The organism is Arcicella aurantiaca, assembly GCF_003148625.1.
GTDB classification, from domain to species: Bacteria; Bacteroidota; Bacteroidia; order Cytophagales; family Spirosomataceae; genus Arcicella; species Arcicella aurantiaca.
Genome location: NZ_QGGO01000018.1, coordinates 80042 through 104746, shown reverse-complemented (window position 1 = coordinate 104746; position 24705 = coordinate 80042). Strand labels below are relative to the sequence as shown.

Sequence of the window (24705 nt, the reverse complement as noted above, 5' to 3'; positions counted from 1 at the left end):
CAATGGTATTCTGAATGCCCCAAGCCAAGGTATTTATTTGTTTTACGGTTGGGCAGATGAAGACGAAACCATTGAACAAGTCAATCTCAACCTTTTAGAGATAGACAGTCAAACAGGACAGATACGCTACGATGATGATATTTTCAAGCATCCCAATCATCAAGCTGTTGAGGGTTTGAGAGCTAATTTATTTTATGGTTATCCAAAGTTTCACTCAGCCCTTCAATGGGGAGAGGTAATTTATTTTTTGGTACCCATCTCAGGGATAGGTCCATTGGCACAAATTATGGCTTTTGATACCGTGCAAAAGCGTATTATAGAAGTATCCGAACAATTTTTCACAACCTTCCATCACTGGTTTGTAGCCGAGGGCAAGTTGTTTATTACCGCCAAAGTAGGAAAAAATATAGACAGCGAAATCAACACAGACCCCTCTTACCATGAGAGAGTATATGACACTGGTAGATTTGATGGCACAACGTTTCATCATCAATACTTTGTCATCAGTAAAGAAGAATATTTAACGATAATAGATTTAGAAGAAAACGCATAAAAAAAATAACCCATGAAACAATTACTACGCCATCTACTACTATTGGCTTGTTGGTTGGGTGCAAATGGAGCTTTTGCGGGACTGTACGTCGGCAGAGACGACAAACCCAAAACAACTCCCAAAGCATTCAATAACCACGCATACAATGTGGATGTTCCGCCTTTGGGTGGGGCAAACCACGCTACTGGCGTGGCTAAACCTGCATCTCACCCCATTGCTCAAACCGTAGTGGGCGTGTCGGGCGTAAACCCAGCCGTAGGCGTGGTAAACGTGGCGGCAAGTTCCGTCAAGAAATTACAGAACGCCCAACTGTCAAACGCCTTAGACAAAGCCGTAGCCCAAATGGGCGATGTGATGGCATTGATGGACTATTCGGATATGCCAGCCGAGCGTGCCGAGGTATTCGTAGATGCCAGTACCAATGCTGACAGAGCCGAAGCCCAAGCCCTTTTTGATGAAATAGCCAAGGGCAACCGCTACATTAAAGCCATCAACAAAGGAGCAGTCTTGGCACTTCCCCAAGGCATCCGTTGGGGTGATGTGGACGAAGCAGGTAATTCAAAAGGGGGTAACTCCATCACCGTGGGGATTGCAAGTGCTATTTTCAAACCCGAATACACGGTCTTGAAAATGTATGTGAAGATTGAAATAGAAACCCCAAACTCTATTGAACGAGCTAAAAAAGTAATTTTCTTTGGTTCAGACAACATCAAGTTAAGTCAGGATGGCGGTTTTATTGGAGATACCCGCTTAGTACTTTTGGGAGATTATAAAATTCCGTTTGGCAAATACGATTTTATCATGCGTGGGGGATTGAACAAATCCACAGGAGCTTTTGCCGATTTTACCTACGTCTCTATTGATTGTAACGGTTTTAGAGAATTGAAAGTATCGGGCAGTTTACAATTTCCAACTAATGTATTAGTAAAAATAGACCCTGTTACGGGAGTAGTAGAAACAGGTAAAAATGTAATCGGTGAGATAGCCGCCACCGTTTACGATATCAACGATTTACGTTTTGACGTAAGCCTAAATGTTGATAAATCTGATTCAAACTATTTTTTTTCAAAAACTATTTTGAAAATATCAATATAAACCTCTATCTTTGCAGTCCATTCAATACGGGCATAGTATAATGGTAGTACAAAGGTCTCCAACACCTTCAGTCTGAGTTCGAGTCTTAGTGCCCGTGCCATTAATTAAGTTCCAAGTTTTGGAATTCTGATTTTAAGATTTTTACAAAAAAATGTAAATTGGCTTAAAATTTGAACTCTAAAATTCTGGAACTTAAAAGTTTATAGCAAGCATGAAAAATGCTATTGCAACTTAAACAGACAAAATACTTATAAAACATAACCATGAATAAAATTAAAAACCTTTTCGGTGATTCTTGGACTGAAGTTACAGAAAACGTAACATGGCCTAAATTTTCAGAATTACAAGCTTCGTCAACGCTTGTATTGGTAGCATCGTTGATATTTGCTTTAGTGGTTGGTTTGATTGACTTCTTATTCAAATCAGGCTTAGAGTTATTCTATCAATCATTCTAATTGGGGAATTTGAAATTATGATTTCGGAATGAAATCAAATAAATTCAAATTCCAAAATTGACAATCTGAAATTATAAGAGTATTATGGCAGAGACTAATTGGTATGTTCTGAGAGCAGTTTCGGGACAAGAAAAGAAAATACGGACGTATCTGGAAAATGAAATTACCAGACAAGGTCTTGAAGATTATATTCCTCAAATTATTATTCCTACTGAAAAGATTTTTGAAATGCGTAACGGTAAAAAAGTCGTGCGTGAAAAAACTCTTTTTGCAGGATATATTTTTGTGGAAGCAGATATTAAGTATGGTGAGGTTGCCCACTTAATTACGTCTATGCCAGGTGTAATTGGCTTTTTGAGTTGGAATGATGGTAAAACATCTAAAACGCCAATTCCTTTACGTGCAGGAGAAATCAAACGTATTTTAGGTAAAATTGATGAGGTTGCAGTAATTGAAGAATCATCAAGTCTATCTTTTTCAAAAGGAGAAACTGTTAAAGTTATTGATGGTGCATTCTCTGGATTTGATGCAACTGTTTCTGAAATTTTTGACGATAAAAAGAAACTTAATGTGGTTGTGAAAATCTTTGGTAGAGATACGCCAATGGAGTTGAGTTATTCTCAAGTTGAGAAATAAATATTTATCGAAAGACACAAATAAAAAAGGAGTACATTCAAGAGAGTGTACTCCTTTTTTTATCCCTGACCTTCATTTTTTCGTACATTTGTAGCGTAATAAAACACAAGAATATGTTAAGAAGACCTCGTAGAAATCGCCAGTCAGCCGCAATACGTGCTATGGTAGAAGAAACTACCCTTTCGGTAAATGATTTTATTTATCCAATGTTTGTCATGGAAGGGAAAAACCTCACCACAGAGGTAAAATCCATGCCTGATGTTTTTAGATATACTTTAGATAAATTATTAGAAGAGCTTTCAGTTGTTCAAGATTTGGGAATTCGCTCAATTGCCCTTTTTCCACAACTTTCAGAAGATAAAAAAGACAAATTTGCCTCTGAAAGTCACCGTCAGGGAAGTTTGTATTTGGAAGCAATCAATCAGATTAAAAATAAATTTCCAGAAATAGCCATCATGAGTGATGTGGCAATGGACCCATATTCGTCAGACGGACACGACGGCTATGTAGATGAAAATGGAAATATTTTGAACGATGAAACACTTCAGATTTTAGGCAATATGGCACTTGCCCAAGCACGTGCAGGAGCGGATATTATTGGACCGTCAGACATGATGGACGGACGTATCGGTTATTTACGTGAAACTTTAGACGATGAAGGCTATACAAATGTGAGTATCATGGCATATTCGGCAAAATATGCTTCGGCTTTTTATGGGCCTTTCCGTGATGCGTTGGATTCTGCTCCGAAATTTGGCGATAAAAAAACTTACCAAATGAATCCTGCCAATAGCCGTGAGGCATTAATTGAAGCTGAATTAGATTATGCCGAAGGTGCGGATTTTTTAATGGTAAAACCTGCGTTGGCGTATTTGGATATTATAAAATCTTTGAATGATAATTTTAATATTCCGATTGCGGCATACAATGTTTCGGGAGAGTATGCCATGGTAAAAGCTGCCGCACAAAACGGTTGGTTAGACGGTACAAGAACAATGGTAGAAAGCTTGACTTCTATTAAAAGAGCAGGTGCAAAAGTAATTTTGACATATTTCGCAAAAGAATATGCGAGTTTGAAATAGTTATTAGTTATTGGAAATTGGTTATTGGTTATTGGTTATTGGTTATTGGTAGAAAACACCAATAACCAATAACCAGTAACCAGTAACCAATAACCAATTCTCTAATAACCAGTAACCAATAACCAGTAACCAATAACCAGTAACCAATAACCAATTCTCTAATAACCAGTAACCAATAACCAGTAACCAATAACCAATTCTCTAATAACCAGTAACCAATTTCCAATTCTCTAATAACCAGTAACCAATTTCCAATTCTCTAATAACCAGTAACCAATTTCCAATTCTCTAATAACCAGTAACCAATTTCCAATAACTATTTATCTTCTTTCTTCTGAATTTTAGGTTGGCTTGGATTCTGAGGTTTTTCAGATTTTCTACCCATTTCATCCATCAATTTCATTCCTAAAAGTCCACTCAAAGCTCCGTTTTGGTCGTTATTCCCACCTGTAATTAAAATGTCAGGCATAATTTTGATTTTTTCTTTACCAATATTTTCAGTAATCTTCAATTGAGTAAAGTTGCCCTCTCCCATTGCCGAAACAGCCAATTGATACGCTTCGGCATCAGCTTTACCAATTGCCAAAATCTTTTCAGCCTCGGCAGCACCCGTTTTACTGATTTTTTCAGCTTCAGCATTAGCAATTAATTTAATTCTTTCCGATTCTGCACTCGCTTGCAACTTCACTCTTTCTGCCTCTGCTCCTGCCTGTAATTTCAAACTTTGTGCCTCCCCTTGTGCTTTTTTCACGGATGCATCTGCCACACGTTCGGCAATAACAACCCCTTGGTCTGCTTTTACGATGTCTTTCTGAATTTCTGCAATGGCAGTTTCTTTTTCCAAAGCCTGACGAGTTTCTTGAGCCATTTTCTGCGTTTCATAAGTCACCTTTTGTTCTTCGGCAAGCTTACGGTCGGTCAAGGTTTTCATCAAAGATTCTGGCGGAACAATATCACCGATTAAAGTATCAACCGCATTTACGTTATATTGAGAAAGTACCTCTGAAATATATCTACGAGCCGTTTCTTGTCTTTCTTTACGAGAACCCAAGAACGAAATCACATCAGAATCTTGAGCCGAGTTTCTAAAATAGTTGCCAATAGTTGGTTCAAGCACTTGGCTAACCAAATTGTGCATATTTCCGAATCGAGCGATAACTTTTGGGGCTTCGTAATTAGGAATGTGAATAATTTGAGAAACGTCTAAATTGAAAGGGAAACCGTCTTTTGAACGCACCGTAATCGTCGAAAGATTTTTATCTAATTGGTGAGATTCAGACCTCGCACTCGCCCAGTTTAAAACCAAATTTGTCGTTGGAACAACCTCAATACGTTGAATATAGGTATTAATTGGATATTTACCCGGTCCAAGTGGTTCAGCCCAAACACCTTTAAAGCCTTTCGTGAAAATATTACCGTGCTTAAATTCCGTTCCGCTTACGTCCACGCCTTCTTCGCCTACATACGAAATCACCACGCCAACGTTACCAATCGGAATTTCAGTCATGTGAATTTCTTCGATTTTCACAAACCAAGGATTCAAGTTATACGAACCTGCCAAGATTACTTGTTGTTGAAGACCTTTGTAGCCACCTTTGCTCAAAAAAGCGTCGGCATCTTGGAAATTATTATGCCCTTCAACTGTCTTACCTGCAATTTGCCCCACATCAATCGAAGCTCCGTCCATCGTAGTAATGATTCCGACCATGTTCTCATGAATTTCAACCATATCGGTAATCTCAACTTCAAATAAAAAGGTGTTAATACGATACGAGCCCGCTGTAATAACTGCCGATTGTCGCCCTTTACGTCCGCCATTTTTCAAAAAGGCTTCGGTATCTTGAAAACCATCGCACTCAACTTTACGACCTAAAATGTAACCCGTCTGCAATTCTTGACCGTCTTTGGCAAGCACTAAACCAATTTTACCTGTTGGAATAATTGTGAGTGGTTGCAACGTAATGTCATACTGCCAAATCCAATACCAGAAATAAATACCGGGAGCTAAAGGTTTAGCTTGAAAACCTGCTTCTCCCTCAGTAGCAATGATTCGTCCTTCGGGAAGCGACTTTTTATCTCCAAAGAGAACAAACTTTTTCGTAACCAATCCGATTCTGTCTTCGGGAACAATAATGATACCCAACAGTCGGAATAAAAACTTGTAGAAAATCAAACATAGAATAGGAACTGCAATACTGATGATGGTGGTAATAGAAAGTGTCATTGTTTTATTGTTTTGGTTGATTAATGCGATAAAGATTGAGGGATTTGGACAAACTTATTCCAAAATGTGAAGAATGGTTTTAGTTTGGCTTAAATGGATTTTTCGCCTTGTATTCCATTTTGAAGAACACTTATCAATATTATTAACAAAGAGAAAAAGTTAGCAAAACAAATGAAAGATTGAAATACTGTGCGAAAAACGATTTACAAAAAAGCGAACGATTAAATTAATTTAAAAGGAGAACTTACATCACTTCTCTTTCGCAAACCTTAATTGATTGGGTATATATTAATTTTTCAGGAGAAATAGATGAGCAATTATTTTGTATTCTTTTCTCTTTTTCTAAAAAAACTACTGTAACTCTTTGTAAATTAAGAACAAAGCCGTAATTTTGCAGTCCGTTTCGTGGAGCAGGTTCTTGGAATAAGTGTTAAAACTATCAAAAGCCTGTGAATCAGATTGTTTCGTTACAGAACAATCACACCATGTTACTACCGAAAAATCTCAGATAAGGAAGCTTCCACCCTTATTGGCAGAGAAATTTCAAAATAATTCAAGATTTTAAACATTTACCGTAATGGCAAAAGAAATAGCAGGCTACGTTAAGTTGCAATGCAAAGGTGGTGCCGCTAACCCTTCGCCTCCAATTGGTCCGGCGTTAGGTTCAAAAGGTTTGAATATCATGGAGTTCTGTAAGCAATTCAATGCAAGAACTCAAGATAAACCTGGTGTTATCCTTCCAGTTTTGATTACTTACTACAAAGACAAATCTTTTGATTTCGTAGTAAAAACTCCTCCTGCACCAATCTTATTATTGGAAGCAGCGAAAGTTAAATTAGGTTCTGCTCAACCAAACTTGAAAAAAGTTGGTTCTGTAACTTGGGATCAAGTTCGTACAATTGCAGAAACTAAAATGCCTGATTTAAACTGCTTTACTATCGAATCAGCAATGAGCATGGTAGCAGGAACAGCTCGCTCAATGGGCTTGAACGTAACAGGAGAAAAACCTTTTTGAGTTATGAGTTATGAGTTAAAAGTTATGAGTTAAAAGTTTGAAAATGTAGTTTATCTTCTAAATTTTTACAAGTAACTAATTAACGAATTACTAATAACCAATAACGAAATTAAAAAAATGGCTAAGTTAACAAAAAAGCAAAAAGAAGCTCAATCAAAATATGATGCTACGCAAGCGTATTCACTTACGCAAGCTGCTGAGATTTTGAAAGAGATTTCATATACGAAATTCGATTCTTCAGTAGATATCGACGTTCGTTTGGGGGTTGACCCTCGTAAAGCCGACCAAATGGTTCGTGGCGTAGTTGCTTTGCCTCATGGAACAGGAAAAGATGTACGAGTTCTTGTACTTTGTACTCCTGATAAAGTTGAGGAAGCAAAAGCGGCAGGTGCAGACCACGTTGGTTTGGACGACTATATCCAACAAATCGAAAAAGGTTGGACGGATATTGACGTAATTATCACAATGCCAACTGTAATGGCGAAACTTGGCCGTTTAGGTCGTGTTTTAGGACCACGTGGATTGATGCCAAACCCTAAATCGGGAACGGTAACATTGAACGTTGGACAAGCTGTTACTGAAGTGAAAGCTGGTAAAATCGACTTCAAAGTTGACAAAACTGGTATTATCCACACTTCAATCGGTAAGGTTTCATTTACTCCTGAGAAAATCGCTGAAAATGCACAGGAATTAATCAACACATTGTTGAAATTGAAGCCATCATCAGCCAAAGGAACTTATGTGAAGTCAGTAAACTTGTCTTCTACAATGTCTCCAGGTGTTAAAATTGACCAAGCAACAGTTAAAGGATTGTAATCATGACAAGAGAAGAAAAAGGTGCTATCATCCAAGAGTTGAGCGAAAAGTTCGCTGCTACTCCATACTTCTACATCACTGATACAGGAGGATTAACAGTTGCAGAAGTTAACGCATTCAGAAGAATGTGCTTCCAAAGAGGTTTTGAATACCGTGTTGTTAAAAACACGCTTATTGCAAAAGCATTGGAAACTACAGGAGTTGATTACTCTTCTTTCAACGATACAGTATTCAAAGGATTATCAGGGATTATTTTCTCACCAGAAAACCCTAAAACTCCTGCGAAACTTATCAAAGATTTCAAGAAAGAAGCTGGAAAAACTAAAATTACATTCAAAGGTGCTTCTATCGAAGGAGGTTTATTCATCGGTGAAGACCAATTAGCAGCTCTTGAAAACGTTAAGTCGAAACAAGAAATGATTGGAGAAATCATTGGATTATTACAATCACCTGCGAAAAACGTTGTTTCTGCTCTTCAAAGCAGTGGACAGAAATTGTCAGGTATCTTGAAAACTCTTTCAGAGAGAGAAGGATAATACAATTAACAATTGATAGTGAATAATTTAATCGTTTACTTTAAATTGTTTAAAATTAAAATTAATTAATCAAAATCGTAAAACAATAAAATCTTAATACAATGGCAGATTTAAAAGCATTCGCTGAACAATTAGTAAATTTAACAGTTAAAGAAGTAAATGAGTTAGCAGCAATTTTGAAAGATGAGTATGGTATTGAGCCTGCTGCTGCTGCTGCTGTAATGGTAGCTGGTGGTGGTGCTGGTGCTGGTGATGCTGCTGAAGCTCCTGCAGAACAAACTTCATTCGATGTAATCTTGAAAGAAGCTGGTGCTTCTAAATTAGCAGTAGTTAAATTGGTGAAAGACTTAACTGGTCTTGGCTTGAAAGAAGCTAAAGATTTAGTTGACGGAGCTCCTAAAGCTGTTAAAGAAGGTGTATCTAAAGACGAAGCTGAAGGATTGAAAAAATCTTTAGAAGAAGCTGGTGCAGTAGTTGAAGTTAAGTAATTAACGAATTCTCTTCATAAAAAAGAGCCACGACGAAAGTTGTGGCTCTTTTGTTTTGATGATGATTGCAAAATTCTGCATAGTGTTATTCACAAAAAAGCCTTCTTAAATTCGTTTAAGAAGGCTTTTTCATCAATTTATCTATCTATGATTATTCCACAGGGAATGTATATTCATCTACATAAACATCTGTATAGATTTCTGCTGGGTCTGGCCAAGGAGATTCTTCTGCAAATTTAACTGACGCTTCAACTGTTACTTTAATTTGTGCATCAATTGCTGCTAAATCTTCTTCTGTTGCCATTCCATTATCCAAAATAGCTTTCTTAACTTGCTCAATTGGGTCACGCATTTTGTAAGCTTCAACTTCTTCTTTGGTACGGTATTTCTGAGGGTCAGACATTGAGTGACCTCTATAACGATACGTTTTGAATTCTAAGAAAGTTGGGCCTTCTCCTGCTCTTGCACGGTCAGCCGCACGAGAAACAGCTTCGTGAACAGCTTCAACTGACATTGCATCAACTGATTCTGATGGCATATCATAAGCCTCACCGATAGTATATAAATCTGTTACGTTTGAAGTACGAGCTACTGATGTACCCATTGCGTAACCGTTGTTTTCTACTACGAAAATTGCTGGTAATTTCCACGTCATAGCCATGTTAAAAGCTTCGTGTAAAGCACCCTGACGAACTGCACCATCTCCGAAATAACAAATAGCTAAATTACCTGTTTTGTTATATTTTTCAGCAAACGCTAAACCAGCACCTAATGGAATTTGAGCTCCAACGATACCATGTCCACCCACAAACCCAACTGATTTATCAAAAATGTGCATTGAACCACCTTTTCCTTTTGAGATACCAGTTGCTTTTCCATACAATTCAGCCATAATAGTATTAGGGTCTGAACCTAAAGCTAATGGAATACCGTGGTCACGGTAAGCAGTAATGTATTTATCACCGTCTTTTAAAGCAGATTTTGCTCCAGATGAACAAGCTTCCTGCCCGATATACAAGTGGCAAAAGCCTTTAATCTTTTGTTGTCCGTACAATTGACCAGCACGTTCCTCAAACTTACGTTGAAGAGCCATTGACTCGTACCAGTACATATAGGTTTCTTTCGAGTATTTTACTTTGTTTTCAGCTTTCTTTGCCATTTTTTACAGTTGTGAGTGAGTGAATGAGTGAATGAGTGAATACTATGAGAACTCATCATTCTTACTTATCTACTGAATACAAACTTACGTTTTTAAATTCTTAATTATTTATCGTCAATTTGCAGTACGAAATTACGACAAAACCAAGAATGGACAAAACGTTTTGAGCGATTAAGTATTGATTATGAGAAATACTAATTATTCTTCCTGATAATTATCAGAGACTTTAGCATTAAAAGTATAATTCATTCCCATTTCTCCTCATAAATTCATTTATAAAAAAAATGGGCTAAAGGAATTTAGACAAATTCTCTTTAACCCAAACAATAATTTAATCTAAAATCTCTATTTCTTGATGGCTCGTATTATTGCAATTAAGATTGTTGCACCAACCACGGATGTGAATAATGCACCAAACGTTCCTCCAAAATGTAAGTTAAGAATACCAAAGAGCCAGCCTCCTAACCAACCTCCTACAATTCCCAAGATAATATCAATGATGATTCCGTAACCATCACCTTTCATGATTAGTCCAGCTAACCAGCCAGCTATACCTCCAATAATTAAGCTCATTATCATAGTAAAACAATTTTGGGTTAAATAATAAACAAATGTATAAATTCATATTTCTTTTCCTATAAATCATATAACTTTTTACAGAAATTTTATTTTTTATTCACAAATGATAAAGCATAAACTGCGACGTTGTGTAACGTTTCATTGAATTAGATAGAAAATAATATACAAATTTTGCTACTAAAATGTGTTTGAACCTTCAAGAATTAAGAACTTTGTATTTGTTCAGAAAATAATCAAATCCGAGTTAATGTATTTACAAAAAATAAGCTTAGCCAATTTTAAAAGTTATGAATACGAATCTTATGTGTTTTCGGAAAGGGTAAATTGTGTAGTGGGCGAAAATGGGATTGGTAAAACTAATTTATTAGATGCTATTTATTTTTTGGCATTGACAAAAAGTTCTATCTCGAATCAAGATGCTTTGTCTATAAATCATGAAGCTGAGTATATGATGATTGAAGGAAGTTTTGAGATTGGGGAATCAGGAGAGAATATAACACCAATTACTAATAACCAATCACTAATCACCATATCAATACAGCGTGGGCAAAAGAAGGCTGTTTTACGTGACAAAAAAGCTTATGAGCGTATTTCTGAACATATTGGGAAGTTTCCCGTAGTAATGTTGTCACCAAATGACACGGATGTGATTCGAGACGGGAGCGAAGAAAGACGGAAATTTTTTGATGGTGTAATGGCTCAGTTAGACTCGGAATACTTAGAAAATCTCCTTCAATACAACCGACTTCTACTACAACGAAATTCGCTTTTAAAGCAGTTTTCAGAAAGAAATTATGTGGACGACCTCTTGCTTGATATTTATTCTGACCCTTTGGTAGAAGTAGCTGTAAAAATACATCAAGCTCGTGAACAGTTTGTGACGCAGTTCTTGCCTCTTTTCAAAAAGCATTACGCTACGCTTTCGGATGCACGAGAAGAAGTGGAAATGATTTATGAGTCGGAAGTGGGAGCGGAGAATTTTACGCAAATTTTTAGGAAGAATCGTCCACGAGATTTAGCTGCTCAACGTACCACAATGGGTATTCATAAAGATGATTTTGCCTTTGAGATTAATGGTTTTACGCTCCGTAAATTTGGCTCACAAGGTCAGCAAAAATCATTTGTGATTGCGTTGAAATTAGCTCAATTTGAAATGCTTTCTCAGCAAAAAGGCTTCCCTCCTATTCTTTTGTTGGATGACATTTTTGATAAATTAGACGACCGTCGAATTCAACAACTCATTACGATGATGGTCGATGGAACATTTTCTCAGGTTTTTATTACGGACGCTCGCCCCGAACGGACACGCCAACTGCTTGATAATCTTGGCGTTGAGGTGAAGTATTTTGAGATTGTGAAATAAAGGTTCAAGCGAGGACGCTTGAACCAGTTTGGGTATTTTGAGATTAAAAAGTAAAGGCTCAAGCGAGGACGCTTGAACCAGTTTAAGACCACAGATTTAACAGATTCTACTGATTTACACAGATTATTTTCTTGATTTTATCAGTGTTAATCTGTTAAATCTGTGCTATCTGTGGTCTATTTATCTTATAACAAACGCTTTATCACAGAAAGAATTCCTGTGATACGTTACACCTTCTTAGCAGGATTTCCGAATACCGTTTCTCTTGCTTTTACGGCTTCAATAACTACTGAACCTGCTCCAATTCTTGCTCCTTTACCAATTTTTATTCCACCGACAATGGTTACGCCTGTTCCGATAAAAACGTTGTCTTCAATTGACACACCTGCTCCAATGGTACTTCCTGCTCCAATTTGTACGTAATCGCCAATTTCTGCATCGTAATCTACCAAAACTTTACTGTGTAAAATATTATGATTGCCAACTTTTGCTCTGGCGTTTACGATTGCTCCTGCTGCAATTAAATTTCCGTGTCCAATTTCGGCTGTTGAAGCAATAGTTGCTTGGTCATGAACAGCATTTACCACTTGAACTTTACGTACTTCATTAATCATTTCAACGATACTTTTACGCACTTTTGGCTCATCAATTGCCACAAAAGCATCGCATTTTTTCCCGATTAACTTGGTAAAACCTTCGTCGTCGGTGCTTCCCAAAATCGCAATATCATCGATTTCGGTATTGTGCAGTTCTTTATTATCGTCTAAAAAAGCGTAAACAACTACGTTATTTCTTTTAAAAATATCAAGAGCAACAGCTCCCAAGCCATTTGCACCAAAAATAATTACTGGATTTTGCATATTTGCATTGAGTGATTTAGTTATTTCTACTATTAAAAATAGAACACGGATTTAACGAATTAGACACAGATTAGTTTTTAAGAAATATATCCGTGTCTAATCCGTTAAATCCGTGTTCTATCTATTGAATTACGCCATTTTTAACACTATAAACGACCTTCCCATCTTTTACTAATTGAAAATCGGCTTTTGAATCTAAACCAATTTCTTTTTCTGAAACTACTTCCAAACCTGTGGCATCTATTTCGTCAGTTCCGAAAAAAACGGACATATCGCCAATTTCCTCAATTTCAGACGTTGTCGTGAAATAGTCTTTTCCTTTTACGGGGCGTTCAGTTCGGTTAATCGCCAAGTCAGCTTTGAAGATTGTTTCGCCTTTTTTAATGGTTGCATTTCTGATTATTAAATCAAAAATTGCTTTGCTATTTACCGCTAATTTATCGTATTCTTTTGTGTCTTGTTTCTTATAATTTTCAGAAGCAATTGATTGTAAACCTGTTAAAATCGATACAAAATTAAGTTTACGAATATATTGTTTCTCGGGGTCGTTTTTGTAACCACCCGATTCTATCAAAATTAACGTCGTTCCCCATTTTTGAATATTATCGCCAAAGGCACGGGGTTCAAATTCTGAAGTCCAACGTCCTACGCAATTCGGAATAAATTCTTGTACCGCCTGATTCATACCCACAATTACTTGAATGGCACGTTTTCGAGTTGGATTGATGTCTTCGGCTTCGTTGTAAGCGGTTGCTAAAAACGACATAGTCGCCAAATTTCCAGAATGCCCAACCGAATACCTACGGTGTTTATCGTGTAAATTAAAGCCAAAATCTGGTTTTAGGTCAAATACCAACTGCTTTAATAAACGTCCTTCGGGTGTTTGCAGAGCCAAAGCATCACGATTCATGTCAATTCCTAAAGCCGTGTAACGTGTCCAAGCCTCCGCCCCGTCAGGATTTAACATTGGAACGAAATAAAAAGTGCATTTTTTGAGCAATTCTGTTCTGAGATTTTCTAATTCAGCATCCGTTTTTTGCTTAGGATTATTGGTTTTATTCTCCAAAAAATTAAAAATATCAACCATTGCCATAGTTGCCGTTGCTTCGTCGCCGTGCATTTGCGACCATAAAAGCACTTTGGTTATTCCTGTTCCGCATTTTATCAAATAAATATCTCGTCCTTCGGTAGATTTTGTGGCAACAGATACTTCAAACAACTTATTTTGCTTCAATGAGTCGATTTTATCTACTAAAATTTTATAGCCAAAACGACGTTTCATAATGGTTTTTTCGATAAAATTGGGGTGAGCATCGTGAAGTTTATGTCCGAGATTTTGGGTATAAGTTCGTGAAGGTAAATCCATTATTAAAAACAGTATTAAAATGATTTTTTTCATATTCTGCCAATTTATTAATCTCTAAATTTACCCAATGAGTATTTACATTTATAACGTAAATTTGAGTTTTTAGTTGGCAATTGTCTATTAATGGCACAAAGGTACGCAAATACCTATTTTTGCTTAACGATTCTCAAACAAAACTAAATTCGTTTGGTTAAAAGGGTAAACAGTTGACATTTTGACAAACATAATCTAACATATTCAGTCATGCTTTTGAAATTCTTATTAGTTGTTGGTACGTTTTTATTGATGGAAGGAGTTGCATGGTTTACGCATAAATACATCATGCACGGTTTTATGTGGCGTTGGCATCGCTCGCATCATGTGCATCATAACGAGCCTTTGGAGAAAAATGACCTTTTTGCCGTAGTTTTTGCGTTGGTTTCTATCTCTACTTTTGCTTTGGGGACTTATATTCCTTCTTTGTGGTTTTTATTTTGGGTAGGTTTGGGTGTATTATGCTACGGAATTTTCTATTTTATCTTCCACGATGTAATTGTTCACCGCAGAATTAAGATAAAATTTATTGCCAAACATCCGTACATGAAACGCATTATGAAGGCTCATTATGTTCATCATAAAGTGCACACTCGTGAAGGTGCTGAGGCTTTTGGTTTTTTGTACGCTCCGAAGAAATATGAGTAATATTTGATTAAGAAACAGAATTATCTACAATTTCAACGCAGACAGGGTTTGAACCCTGTCTGCGTTAGATGGACGAATAAAACCGTTAAATCCTCTCCACATTATCATCTTTCACGGTTTCCATATTGTGGTATTTCAAGAATAATTGAGCTAAAACGATAATATCTTCCCGACAATAACGAGCAATTTTAGGTAAATCATTCTCAATGTGATAAGCATGATTCACTTGGTCGCCACTGAGTTCGGTTTTACTGCTTGAAATATTGAAAATGGCAGCTAATAACTCTAAAGAAGTATAGTGTTTTTTATCCCCAAACTTCCACATATCTAAAGTATCATAATGCGGAATTTCCCAAGGTTTTCGTCCAGAAATTTGTAATGCTTTGGGAATTTCAATGCCGTTTACGAGCATTCTTCGGCAGAGATACGGATAGTCAAACTCTTTGCCGTTGTGGGCACACAAGGCAAGAGCAGTTGGTTTATATTTCTTTTCGATAAGGGCTTTAAATTCTTTTAAAACCTCGGCTTCGTTATCGCTACTAATAGATTTTACTTTCAGACAAATTTCTTGTTCATCATTCCAATGAAAAAAACCTACGCCAATGGCTACGATTTTCCCGAATTCCGCATAAATTCCAGAACGGTCAAAATAGAATTCTTCAACATTCAAATTATTCGGATTAGTCAAATAACTGGCTTTATGAAGCCATAGAGCCTTCATTCGGTCAGATAAGCGATTTAATTCTGGCTCAGCCGATACCGTTTCAATATCAATGAATAATAAATTTTTGGCTACTTTCTGAAAATCCATGTTTTTAGGTATAAGTTATGAATGATGAGGTAGTAAAACTGTGATTCAAGATTTAAGTTTAACCTCATAACTTATACCTCATACCTAAATCTTATTCGTGTAAAACTCCTTGCAAATTTAGTTGTTCTATATGAATAAGATTTTCTTCTGTGATTGACTCTGGCACAAATATAAATTTTTTATCAAATACCTGACTATCAACAAAATAACTAACCCAATATTCATTATTCAAATGAAATACATCTGGCGAAATCATTTCAATTTTAATGATTTCTTCGGCAGCAATATCTTTATGAAAATGCCTCAATTGTGATGTTTTTACTTGATTTCCGTCTTTATCAATCCCATAACCACGAGAGGTTATAAAAACGGTATTAATTGGGGTTTTCAAACGATTAATTAAATAAACGTCCCATTCTGGTTCATTGACTTCATTAAAACTTCTGGCAATGGTTATTTTTACGCCTTCGACGGGACGAAATTCTATGTCTTTTTTCATTTTTAATTTTGTTGAGTATTGGGAATTAAGTACAAAGTATTAAGTCGTAAGTATAAGGTATTAAGAAAATACTTACGACTTCGTACTTTATACTTTGTACTTACGACCTAACTTTTCATTTCAAAAATATCTTCTAAATTTTTTAACATTCTATCCGACACTTCTTGAAAATCAAGTTTTTTCCCTAATTCCAATTCCATTGAAGTTACGGCTTTGTCGTCTATTCCGCAGGGAACAATATGTTTGAAATAACTCAAATCGGTATTAACATTCAAGGCAAAACCGTGCATGGTTACCCAGCGACTGGCTTTTACGCCCATAGCACATATTTTTCTGGGACTTTTCTGTTCTACGTAATCCACCCAAACGCCTGTAAGTCCTTGAATTCTACCTGCTTCAATACCAAAATCAGCACAAGTTTTGATGACGGCTTCTTCCAGAAAACGCATATATTTATGAATATCGGTAAAGAAATTTTCTAAATCCAGAATTGGATAGCCGACCAATTGCCCTTTTCCGTGATAAGTTATATCTCCTCCACGATTGATTTTATAATATTTGGCATCGTGTTTTTCCAACCCTTCATCATCTAATAAAAGGTGGTCAGGTTTTCCACTTTTGCCCAATGTATAAACGTTGGGATGTTCACAAAAAAGGAGATAATTGGGAGTATTTTTCTGATTTTCGGGCGATAAATTTCTATTTTCAAGTTTAATGGCTACGATTTCAGCGTGGAGTTTTTCTTGATAATCCCATGCTATTTGATAGTCAATTAATCCTAAATTTTGAAATATGATTGATTTATTCATGTGTTTCGATACGCTCATTTGGAAGTAAAATTAGGAGGTATCCTACATACAAACAAAAAACTTTAATTTGAGATTCAATAACATTGAGAAAGATACTTTATCAAGGATTGGGGATTGATTGTATTTTGAGGAATTCCGCATTTCGCTCATTCAAATCGGTTTGGATGGCAAACCTGCTTTTGTCAGAATAGCTTTTTTTAATAGACTTCCTGCGAAAGTGTTTTAAGTCGTAAAACACTTTCGCAGGAAGTCTAACGATAAAATCAGAAAAAATAAGCCTAAATTCATTTTCATGGCACAAAAATTGTTGCTTGATTAACGTATTTCAGCATTTTTTTTCAAATTTGTAGAAACTGGACATTACAATTTCCCGCCTTCTGTCCTCCATTTGAGATTGAATTTCAAAAACTCTATATTACATTAACATTCCCTCAATTTATTTAGATTATGTTAAAATACCGTTTAATCCTTACTTTAATCGCTAATTTACTATTTGTTATTAAAATTTCCGCACAAGATTTTAAAGGTAAAGCAACCACTTATCCCACAGAAGCTTATGGAGATACCACAAGTTCAGGAGAAATTTTAAATGCCAAGATATTAACGGCATCGCATGAATATTTCCCGATTGGGTCTTTGATAGAGGTTTTAAACCTAAAGAATAAAAAGATAGTTCAGGTGATTATTAACGACAATGAAGTTTCTGACGAAGAACTAACACTTGAATTTACAGAGGCAGTTGGACATGCTTTAGAAATGAAAAAGCACGATATTATTGATGTTAGAATTTTGGTTATTAGTTGGGGCAAAACCGCTGGAAATATTGCTATTAATGCCAAAAGAGAATCAGATTTTAAATTAGATTTTAGAAAGTACGACTACGTTAAACCTACTGATTCAAAGAAGAATTAGTAAACGGCTAAACAACTGACAAACAACCAATTGCATAACAAAACCATTAATTTACCCTTAAAAAAATATACCAAATCAGTCCATTGAACGTTTGTAATAAAGTTTTTTTCATAGGTTATATATTACCTTTGGTTATTGCTTGCATATTCACTAAATAGACATAATATTATGAAGTTTTTAAAAACATTTACAGCCCTTGCCTTATTTTCAATTATCAGTTCCAATGTAGTATTAGCACAAGAGGAATATACGCAAGAAGCAAGTGTATATTCAATTGGAAGATACGGTAAAAAAATGACCAATGGAGAGTATTTAAGCAGTCGTCATCGTACTTGTTCTCATGATTTTTTGCCTGCGGGTTCGTTAATTCAGATTACCAATCTTGCCAATAACCGTAGTGAAGTCGTAGAAGTTAACGGAAAAAGTCAATCCACTTCTCTTGAATTAACGCACAGTGTAGCTCACGACTTGGGTTTAACAGGTGTACATAAAGCAACGGTAAAAGTTTTTGTTATGAAAAAAGCAGATGCAAACGCTAATCCGATGCCTGTGGCAGAACAACCTAAAAGTAAAAGTCACAATATGACTTATGGTAGCCAAACGTCGTATTCAACAATGCCCGTTTTTACTAATCCAGAGCCAGCAGTAGAAAAGAAGAAAACGTATGAGTTTCCAAAGGAATTTCCACAACACGAACCCATGAAGTTTGATACGGCTACAAAAAAGGTTTTAATGAACGGAAAACCAATTGTTCCAGAAAAAGAAAGACCTGTTTATAAGGAGAAGATTATTATGAATTAGGTTTTAGGATTTAGTGGTTGGGATTTAGGATTCAGAGATTCCCAGCCTATAAAAAACCCCTTCAAATTGAATTTGAAGGGGTTTTTATTTATCTCTGAATTTCTTCTTACAAATCAACAGCACAACCGTAAGCTGCTTCAGTTGCTCCTTTGATAGCTTCTGAAATAGTTGGGTGTGGGTGAATTGCCGTCATGATTTCGTGAGCAGTTGTTTCTAAACGACGAGCCACAACAACCTCCGCAATCATTTCAGTAACGTTATAGCCAATCATGTGAGCTCCTAAGAATTCACCATATTTAGCATCAAAAATTACTTTCACGAAACCATCTCTCGCTCCTGCAGCAGTTGCTTTTCCAGATGCTACAAATGGGAATTTACCTACTTTAATCTCGTATCCTGCTTCTTTTGCTTTCTTTTCAGTCAAACCAACTGAAGCAATTTCTGGCGTACAATAGGTACAACCTGGGATATTTGAGTAGTCTAAAGGTTCCACATGATGTCCTGCAATTTTCTCAACACAAATGATTCCTTCCGCAGAAGCTACGTGAGCCAATGCAGGCCCTGGAGTAACATCACCGATAGCGAAATAATTAGGAATATTAGTCTGATACCATTTGTCAACGATAATTTTACCTTTATCAGTGATGATACCAACATCTTCTAAACCAACATTTTCAAGGTTTGAAATAACACCTGCTGCCGAAAGAACGATGTCGCAATCAATCGTAATATTTCCGTTTGGAGTTTTTACGGCAACTTTACAGCCTTCACCTTTCGTATCAACAGATTCTACCGATGAATTTGTGTGAACGTCAACACCTAATTTTTTGTATTGTTTGGCTAATTCTTTTGAAACGTCTTCATCTTCAACTGGTACAATATTTGGCATAAATTCAACGATGGTTACTTTCGTTCCCATAGCCGCATATACGTATGCAAATTCAACACCAATTGCACCAGAACCAATTACAACCATTGATTTTGGTTGCGTTTCTAAAGACATTGCTTTACGGTAATCAATAACTTTTACGCCATCAATCGGAATATTTGGTAAAGCTCTTGCTCTTGCACCTGTTGCAATCATGATGTTTTTTGCATCATAAACAGTTACTTTTCCATCGGCAGCAGTTACTTCTACTTTTTTATTTTTCAAAGCCTTACCATTACCCATAATTACGTCAATTTTGTTCTTTTTCATTAAGAATTGAACACCTTTTGACATAGAATCGGCAACACCACGAGAACGCTTAATAACAGCTCCAAAGTCAGCATGAGACTCAGAAACAGTAATTCCATAATCGGCAGCGTGTTTGATGTATTCAAAAACCTGAGCAGATTTCAACAATGCTTTTGTAGGAATACAGCCCCAGTTAAGGCAAATACCACCCAGCGATTCACGCTCTACGACCGCACATTTCAACCCCAATTGTGAAGCACGGATTGCCGCCACATATCCACCAGGACCTGAGCCAATCACGATTAAATCATAAACTTGTGCCATTTAGTTTTATTTTAAGGGAATAAATACAATTTTTTTACAAAGATAGTAATTAGACAGGTTAGAGAATAGAGATTAAGGAAGAGATATTTTTGAGAAGGGGGAAATATTACGGCTTTTAAGTATTGTTTCTGACTAATATCAGAATTATTAACTGATATTTTTATCATATCAATTATAAATTTGGCAAACCTCAATAGTAAGCTATTAAAATTCAATATCTTTGTGAAAATTAAGCACATACGTAAATACACCGACGGATACTACCCTAAGTTCGTGGCTTATTTTTGGGATATTTTTTCATTCACTCCTACATAATTCACTTGATTATGCTACATTTTTCCTCTTGGAAACAAAGAGTAATCACTCTTTCGTTCTTTTTATCTTGTTTTTCAATTTTCTTTACAAACGCTCAGACAAAACGTCCTGTAAATCCATTTATTACCAACACAATATCGGGATGTGCCAATGATATTATTGCTTGTAATTTATTTAGCAATTCTCAAAATTATACTTGTGCATCTTCTTTTACGTATGCGGCTCCAACCAATAATAATAATTGCTTTATTGGTTCGTCAACGACAACCTATGGATGCTTGTATTCAACGCCTAATCAGATGTGGTTTGTGATTACTGTTCAAACAGGAGGAAATTTATTCTTTAGTTTCAATAATTCGAATTCCAGAGATATTGATGCTGCTATTTGGGGACCAATATCTGGCGGAGATTTGAATAATACATGTTCTACGACGAGTAGCTATCCTGTCTCATGCGATTACTCAGCAAGCAGTACTGCCAGTTTAAATATAAGTAATGCGATAGCTGGTCAAAAATATGTACTTTTAGTTACCAATTTTTCGAATGCCTCAACAGATATATCTATTCCTCAACCATCGGGCGGAACTGTTTCATACTGTAAACTGAATGCCAATACTTGTGTAGCACCAACTGTTGCGATAAGTGGAAATTCGACTATCAATCAAGGAGATTCAGCGAATATCACACTCAATTTTACTGGTGCGGCTCCTTATAATTATACCCTTTCTAATGGACAAACAGGAACAACGAGTACCAATCCTCTTACTCTTTCTGTATCTCCACTAAGCTCAACAACTTATACTGTTACGTCTGTAAGTAATGGTTGTGGTGCAGGAACTGCGAGTGGCAGTGCGACTGTTTCGGTTTCAAGAACAGCAGGACTTATTACGTGTTTCCCGCTTGATGGCAACTCAAGCGACCAAATTGGAAGTAATAGCGGTTCTGTTTTTAATAATGGAGGAAGTTCATCGTATGTTTCTAACAGAAATGGAACTTCGTCGTCGGCATTATCGATAAGTAATGGAGCGTATGTAGAATTTCCGACAACAAATTTATTGAATAATAACTTTACCCATTCTCTTTGGGTTTCGCCTTCAAGTTTGCCAACTTCGGGAAATTATCAGTATATTTTATCCATTGGGGGTATCGGTTTATCACAAGAACTCTACATTGAAAACGATAATGGTATATTGAGATGGGTTTTTCGGTCATCAACTACCATTGGCAATGTTGACGTGAAATATGCAGGAACAATTTCGGTCGGGCAATGGTATCATGTAGCCATTGTTAGAACAGCCAATGCTCTCCAAATGTATATTAATGGTGTTTTAGTCCAAAGTTCTTCTGCCTCGGGGCTTAGCTCGACGTATGCTTCGCCATCTGTTGGGCGACTTGGGTCTCAAAGTTCGGGATTAGTAAATTTCTTTAACGGCAAAATAGATGATGTGCGTTTATTCAAAGGAGGCTTAAATGGTTTGGAGATTTCGTCTTTATATAACGCTACATTAAATTGCCCAACCATTGTTGATGCCCCACTTATTTCCTTAACAAGCTTGACAAATAGTTCGCTTTGTAGAAATCAATTAGAAGAAATCTCATTTCAACAAAGTAGCGTAACAGCGGGGTCAACTTATACTGTTCAATTATCTGATGGTAATGGAGGATTTAGCAACCCAACTATTATTGGAACAGGAACACTTGCCCCTATTCAGATTTCAATTCCAACAACAGTAACGACTTCAGGAACAGGTTATCGGGTTCGGATTGTTAATGGCTCTACCATCAGTTTTAATACTTTACCAATTACTATTCTTCCCACTGCAACGGGAACGATTAGTGGAACAACCACTATTACACAGGGACAAACAGCAAATTTATCAGTTAATCTAACAGGTTCTTCCCCTTGGATTTATAGTATTTCAGATGGAACAAACACAACAACGTTTAGCTCCACAACTGCATCTGTCTCACAAACGGTTTCACCTCTTGTAACAACGACATATACACTTGCAAGTGTGAAAGACAATGTCTGCGGAACAGGAACAACCAATGGAAGTGCAATTATTACAGTAAATTCAGGATTACAGTTATTAGCTTGTTACCCATTTAATGGAAATGCTCAAGATTCAAAAGGTGTAAATCATGGTACTGTTAATGGAGCAACCTTAACAACCGACCGTTTTGGTAATGCTAATAGTGCTTATAATTTTGATGGAATAAGTAACTACATATCTATTCCCGGAGCATCTCTTGCACCAAGTCAATTTACATACTCTGCATGGGTAAATGCAAGCGAATTACCTGCTTTTGATGAAATTAGAACAATATTATCAGTTGGGAATGATGGTGGAGACCAGTTTATTATGTTATTTAACAACTCTTCTACAATAGGACCCGCTTGGAATTATGGTTCTTATACAAGTTATGCAACGGCTGTTTTACCTCCAATGTTTTCATACACATCAGTAGTTGCCAATAGTTGGATACATTTTGCCGTAGTTAGAACGACAACTAATAGAAAAATGTACATTAATGGACAGTTAGTAGCAAGTAATACAGCAACACCAGTTTATTATAGCACACCTCCATTAGGAGCTATCGGAGCTCGTTATAAAGGAATTCAACCATTTAAAGGTAAAATAGACGACGTTAAAATTTATAATGGAGCATTAAATGATACTCAAGTTCAAGGGATTTATTTGGCAGAGCAACAATGCCCAACTGTTGAAACGGGTGGACTAATTGCACTTACGAGTTTATCAAATACAACATCTTGTCCAAATGGAAGCGTAAACGTAAATGTGATTACGAACAACATCACGGCAAGTGTAAGTACTCCTTTAGTAGTAGAATTATCAAATTCATCGGGAAGTTTTACCAGTCCTGTTCAAATTGGTTCAGGAACAACAAACTCTATCACGTGTTCAATTCCTGCTAATATAACTGCTGGTAATTATAAAATTAGAGTTACTTATGAAGGTCAAGTAATTAGTGTTAACACCTTATCCATCACGATTAATCCTGCCGTAACTGCTAATATTTCTGGAACAACAACCATTGTTAGTGGTAGCTCCGCAACATTAACAATTAATTTTACAGGAGCAAGCCCATGGACATATCGTTTGTCAGGAACATCAACTGACGTAACAGCTTCAACATCTCCAATAACTGTTAGCGTATCACCCACAACACAAACAACATACACAATCACATCAGTTAGAAATACTTGTGGCGTTGGTACAACTTCGGGCAGTGCTGTTGTTTCAATTAGCACACTCCCCCAACTATTAGCTTGTTATCCATTTAATGGCAATGCTCAAGATTCAAAGGGTACAAATCATGGTACTGTTAATGGAGCAACGTTAACAACAGACCGCTTCGGAAACCCTAATCGTGCTTATAGTTTTGACGGCATAAGCAACTATATTTCTATTCCAGGTGCTAATTTAGCCCCAAGTGAATATACTTATAGTGCATGGGTAAATGCCAGTGAATTACCTGCTTTTAATGACATTAGAACGATATTATCTATTGGAAATGACGGTGGAGACCAATTTATTATGCTATTTTACAACAACTACACCACTGGTCCTGCTTGGAATTATGGTTCTTATACAGGCTATACAGTAGCTGTTTTACCACCAATGTTCTCATATTCTTTAGTTGCCGCAAACACTTGGGTACATTTTACAGTGGCAAGAACAACTACAAGTAGAAAAATGTACCTTAATGGACAGCTAATTGCAAGTAATTCTGCCACACCTGTTTATTATAGCAGTCCTATATTAGGTGCTATTGGAGCTCGTTATAAAGGAATTCAACCATTTAAAGGTAAAATAGACGACGTTAAAATTTATAATGGTGCTTTAACCGATGAAGAAGTGTTCTTGCTCTACAATGAAGAACAAGGTGAATGCTCTGCTCCATGTACAGGAATGATTTATTCTATTAATTCAGGAGATTGGAATAGCCCTACAACGTGGTCTTGTGGAAGAATTCCTGATGTAACAGATAAAGTTTTAATCAAAGCAGGACATAACGTCACGGTTTCTGCTAATAATGCTAAAGCTAAAAAGCTACTAAATAACGGACAAATTTCATTCTCTAATTCAACAGCGAAATTGTCATTTAATTAGTGGTTAGCATTTA

Annotated in this window: 23 protein-coding genes and 1 tRNA gene; 15 read left to right on the top strand and 9 right to left on the bottom strand. The window is 36.4% G+C overall.

Features of this window, described 5'->3' with window-relative positions; translation table 11 throughout:
• From LV89_RS25255 to hemB, 6 genes are all read left to right on the top strand, one after another.
• The coding region (locus LV89_RS25255; RefSeq protein WP_158279611.1) for a hypothetical protein at positions 1-553 on the top strand (553 nt) is incomplete at its 5' end.
• Between the two features lie 12 nt (positions 554-565).
• A complete protein-coding gene (locus tag LV89_RS25250) occupies positions 566-1648 on the top strand; it encodes a hypothetical protein (protein WP_158279610.1) in 1083 nt (360 codons plus the stop codon).
• A gap of 26 nt (positions 1649-1674) precedes the next feature.
• Positions 1675-1748: transfer RNA gene (locus LV89_RS16420), tRNA-Trp, on the top strand.
• A gap of 163 nt (positions 1749-1911) precedes the next feature.
• Complete coding sequence (gene secE / locus LV89_RS16415; protein WP_109744004.1) at positions 1912-2103, top strand: preprotein translocase subunit SecE; 192 nt, start codon at positions 1912-1914, stop codon at positions 2101-2103.
• Between the two features lie 84 nt (positions 2104-2187).
• A complete protein-coding gene (gene nusG / locus LV89_RS16410) occupies positions 2188-2739 on the top strand; it encodes a transcription termination/antitermination protein NusG (RefSeq protein WP_109744003.1) in 552 nt (183 codons plus the stop codon).
• 113 nt (positions 2740-2852) lie between these two features.
• Positions 2853-3821: a porphobilinogen synthase gene (gene hemB, locus LV89_RS16405; protein WP_109744002.1), complete on the top strand. Its 969-nt coding sequence runs from the start codon at positions 2853-2855 to the stop codon at positions 3819-3821.
• Positions 3822-4137: 316 nt separating this feature from the next.
• On the opposite strand, the gene LV89_RS16395 is transcribed toward hemB, so the two are convergent.
• Entirely contained in the window at positions 4138-6045 is a 1908-nt protein-coding gene (locus LV89_RS16395) for an SPFH domain-containing protein (protein WP_109744000.1), read from the bottom strand.
• 577 nt (positions 6046-6622) lie between these two features.
• Here LV89_RS16395 and rplK point away from each other — a divergent pair.
• The 4 genes from rplK (at position 6623) to rplL (ending at position 8900) form a co-directional block, all read left to right on the top strand.
• Positions 6623-7060 (top strand): 50S ribosomal protein L11, encoded by a 438-nt coding sequence (gene rplK, locus LV89_RS16390; protein WP_109743999.1) that lies wholly within the window; start codon positions 6623-6625, stop codon positions 7058-7060.
• A 117-nt stretch (positions 7061-7177) separates the two neighbouring features.
• The gene (rplA, locus tag LV89_RS16385; protein WP_109743998.1) at positions 7178-7876 is read left to right on the top strand and encodes a 50S ribosomal protein L1; all 699 of its coding nucleotides are present in this window, start codon (positions 7178-7180) and stop codon (positions 7874-7876) included.
• A 2-nt stretch (positions 7877-7878) separates the two neighbouring features.
• On the top strand, positions 7879-8412 hold the full coding sequence (gene rplJ, locus LV89_RS16380) for a 50S ribosomal protein L10 (protein WP_109743997.1): 534 nt from the start codon (positions 7879-7881) through the stop codon (positions 8410-8412).
• A gap of 101 nt (positions 8413-8513) precedes the next feature.
• Positions 8514-8900, top strand: a complete 387-nt coding sequence (gene rplL, locus LV89_RS16375) for a 50S ribosomal protein L7/L12 (RefSeq protein ID WP_109743996.1) — start codon at positions 8514-8516, stop codon at positions 8898-8900.
• Between the two features lie 151 nt (positions 8901-9051).
• Here the strand turns inward: rplL and pdhA are convergent, their stop codons facing one another.
• Both pdhA and LV89_RS16365 read right to left on the bottom strand, forming a co-directional pair.
• A complete protein-coding gene (gene pdhA / locus LV89_RS16370; protein WP_109743995.1) occupies positions 9052-10059 on the bottom strand; it encodes a pyruvate dehydrogenase (acetyl-transferring) E1 component subunit alpha in 1008 nt (335 codons plus the stop codon).
• A gap of 345 nt (positions 10060-10404) precedes the next feature.
• Positions 10405-10638 (bottom strand): GlsB/YeaQ/YmgE family stress response membrane protein, encoded by a 234-nt coding sequence (locus LV89_RS16365; protein WP_211321220.1) that lies wholly within the window; start codon positions 10636-10638, stop codon positions 10405-10407.
• 247 nt (positions 10639-10885) lie between these two features.
• On the opposite strand from LV89_RS16365, the gene recF reads away from it, so the two are divergent.
• A complete protein-coding gene (gene recF / locus LV89_RS16360) occupies positions 10886-12001 on the top strand; it encodes a DNA replication/repair protein RecF (RefSeq protein ID WP_109743993.1) in 1116 nt (371 codons plus the stop codon).
• 227 nt (positions 12002-12228) lie between these two features.
• Here recF and LV89_RS16355 read toward each other — a convergent pair whose 3' ends face one another.
• The gene (locus tag LV89_RS16355; protein WP_109743992.1) at positions 12229-12861 is read right to left on the bottom strand and encodes an acetyltransferase; all 633 of its coding nucleotides are present in this window, start codon (positions 12859-12861) and stop codon (positions 12229-12231) included.
• 121 nt (positions 12862-12982) lie between these two features.
• Positions 12983-14260, bottom strand: a complete 1278-nt coding sequence (locus LV89_RS16350) for a M14 family zinc carboxypeptidase (RefSeq protein ID WP_109743991.1) — start codon at positions 14258-14260, stop codon at positions 12983-12985.
• A gap of 210 nt (positions 14261-14470) precedes the next feature.
• Between LV89_RS16350 and LV89_RS16345 the strand changes: the two genes are divergently transcribed.
• Complete coding sequence (locus LV89_RS16345) at positions 14471-14908, top strand: sterol desaturase family protein (protein ID WP_109743990.1); 438 nt, start codon at positions 14471-14473, stop codon at positions 14906-14908.
• A gap of 85 nt (positions 14909-14993) precedes the next feature.
• Here LV89_RS16345 and LV89_RS16340 read toward each other — a convergent pair whose 3' ends face one another.
• The 3 genes from LV89_RS16340 to lipB form a co-directional block, all read right to left on the bottom strand.
• On the bottom strand, positions 14994-15719 hold the full coding sequence (locus tag LV89_RS16340; RefSeq protein ID WP_109743989.1) for a 3'-5' exonuclease: 726 nt from the start codon (positions 15717-15719) through the stop codon (positions 14994-14996).
• A 91-nt stretch (positions 15720-15810) separates the two neighbouring features.
• Positions 15811-16218 (bottom strand): hypothetical protein, encoded by a 408-nt coding sequence (locus LV89_RS16335; protein ID WP_109743988.1) that lies wholly within the window; start codon positions 16216-16218, stop codon positions 15811-15813.
• Between the two features lie 107 nt (positions 16219-16325).
• Positions 16326-17027 carry a lipoyl(octanoyl) transferase LipB gene (lipB, locus tag LV89_RS16330; protein WP_229201538.1) on the bottom strand — a complete coding sequence of 234 codons (702 nt, stop codon included), beginning with the start codon at positions 17025-17027 and terminating at the stop codon, positions 16326-16328.
• Between the two features lie 447 nt (positions 17028-17474).
• On the opposite strand from lipB, the gene LV89_RS16325 reads away from it, so the two are divergent.
• Together LV89_RS16325 and LV89_RS16320 are read left to right on the top strand one after the other, a co-directional pair.
• A complete protein-coding gene (locus LV89_RS16325) occupies positions 17475-17939 on the top strand; it encodes a septal ring lytic transglycosylase RlpA family protein (protein WP_109743986.1) in 465 nt (154 codons plus the stop codon).
• A 168-nt stretch (positions 17940-18107) separates the two neighbouring features.
• On the top strand, positions 18108-18740 hold the full coding sequence (locus tag LV89_RS16320; protein ID WP_109743985.1) for a septal ring lytic transglycosylase RlpA family protein: 633 nt from the start codon (positions 18108-18110) through the stop codon (positions 18738-18740).
• Positions 18741-18846: 106 nt separating this feature from the next.
• Here the strand turns inward: LV89_RS16320 and lpdA are convergent, their stop codons facing one another.
• Complete coding sequence (lpdA, locus tag LV89_RS16315) at positions 18847-20241, bottom strand: dihydrolipoyl dehydrogenase (protein WP_109743984.1); 1395 nt, start codon at positions 20239-20241, stop codon at positions 18847-18849.
• Positions 20242-20567: 326 nt separating this feature from the next.
• Between lpdA and LV89_RS16310 the strand changes: the two genes are divergently transcribed.
• Positions 20568-24692 (top strand): LamG domain-containing protein, encoded by a 4125-nt coding sequence (locus LV89_RS16310; RefSeq protein WP_109743983.1) that lies wholly within the window; start codon positions 20568-20570, stop codon positions 24690-24692.
• The last annotated feature ends 13 nt before the right edge of the window (positions 24693-24705 follow it).

What these genes read in the sequence shown, in the direction of transcription:
- nusG (WP_109744003.1), top strand. Translation starts at nt 2,188, where the DNA reads ATGGCAGAGACTAATTGGTATGTTCTGAGAGCAGTTTCGGGACAAGAA.
- LV89_RS16365 (WP_211321220.1), bottom strand. Translation starts at nt 10,638, where the DNA reads ATGATAATGAGCTTAATTATTGGAGGTATAGCTGGCTGGTTAGCTGGA.
- rplJ (WP_109743997.1), top strand. Translation starts at nt 7,879, where the DNA reads ATGACAAGAGAAGAAAAAGGTGCTATCATCCAAGAGTTGAGCGAAAAG.
- lipB (WP_229201538.1), bottom strand. Translation starts at nt 17,027, where the DNA reads ATGAATAAATCAATCATATTTCAAAATTTAGGATTAATTGACTATCAA.
- hemB (WP_109744002.1), top strand. Translation starts at nt 2,853, where the DNA reads ATGTTAAGAAGACCTCGTAGAAATCGCCAGTCAGCCGCAATACGTGCT.
- LV89_RS25250 (WP_158279610.1), top strand. Translation starts at nt 566, where the DNA reads ATGAAACAATTACTACGCCATCTACTACTATTGGCTTGTTGGTTGGGT.
- secE (WP_109744004.1), top strand. Translation starts at nt 1,912, where the DNA reads ATGAATAAAATTAAAAACCTTTTCGGTGATTCTTGGACTGAAGTTACA.
- recF (WP_109743993.1), top strand. Translation starts at nt 10,886, where the DNA reads ATGTATTTACAAAAAATAAGCTTAGCCAATTTTAAAAGTTATGAATAC.
- LV89_RS16325 (WP_109743986.1), top strand. Translation starts at nt 17,475, where the DNA reads ATGTTAAAATACCGTTTAATCCTTACTTTAATCGCTAATTTACTATTT.
- LV89_RS16340 (WP_109743989.1), bottom strand. Translation starts at nt 15,719, where the DNA reads ATGGATTTTCAGAAAGTAGCCAAAAATTTATTATTCATTGATATTGAA.
- LV89_RS16335 (WP_109743988.1), bottom strand. Translation starts at nt 16,218, where the DNA reads ATGAAAAAAGACATAGAATTTCGTCCCGTCGAAGGCGTAAAAATAACC.
- LV89_RS16395 (WP_109744000.1), bottom strand. Translation starts at nt 6,045, where the DNA reads ATGACACTTTCTATTACCACCATCATCAGTATTGCAGTTCCTATTCTA.
- LV89_RS16320 (WP_109743985.1), top strand. Translation starts at nt 18,108, where the DNA reads ATGAAGTTTTTAAAAACATTTACAGCCCTTGCCTTATTTTCAATTATC.
- rplL (WP_109743996.1), top strand. Translation starts at nt 8,514, where the DNA reads ATGGCAGATTTAAAAGCATTCGCTGAACAATTAGTAAATTTAACAGTT.
- rplK (WP_109743999.1), top strand. Translation starts at nt 6,623, where the DNA reads ATGGCAAAAGAAATAGCAGGCTACGTTAAGTTGCAATGCAAAGGTGGT.
- LV89_RS16345 (WP_109743990.1), top strand. Translation starts at nt 14,471, where the DNA reads ATGCTTTTGAAATTCTTATTAGTTGTTGGTACGTTTTTATTGATGGAA.
- rplA (WP_109743998.1), top strand. Translation starts at nt 7,178, where the DNA reads ATGGCTAAGTTAACAAAAAAGCAAAAAGAAGCTCAATCAAAATATGAT.
- lpdA (WP_109743984.1), bottom strand. Translation starts at nt 20,241, where the DNA reads ATGGCACAAGTTTATGATTTAATCGTGATTGGCTCAGGTCCTGGTGGA.
- pdhA (WP_109743995.1), bottom strand. Translation starts at nt 10,059, where the DNA reads ATGGCAAAGAAAGCTGAAAACAAAGTAAAATACTCGAAAGAAACCTAT.
- LV89_RS16350 (WP_109743991.1), bottom strand. Translation starts at nt 14,260, where the DNA reads ATGAAAAAAATCATTTTAATACTGTTTTTAATAATGGATTTACCTTCA.
- LV89_RS16355 (WP_109743992.1), bottom strand. Translation starts at nt 12,861, where the DNA reads ATGCAAAATCCAGTAATTATTTTTGGTGCAAATGGCTTGGGAGCTGTT.
- LV89_RS16310 (WP_109743983.1), top strand. Translation starts at nt 20,568, where the DNA reads ATGCTACATTTTTCCTCTTGGAAACAAAGAGTAATCACTCTTTCGTTC.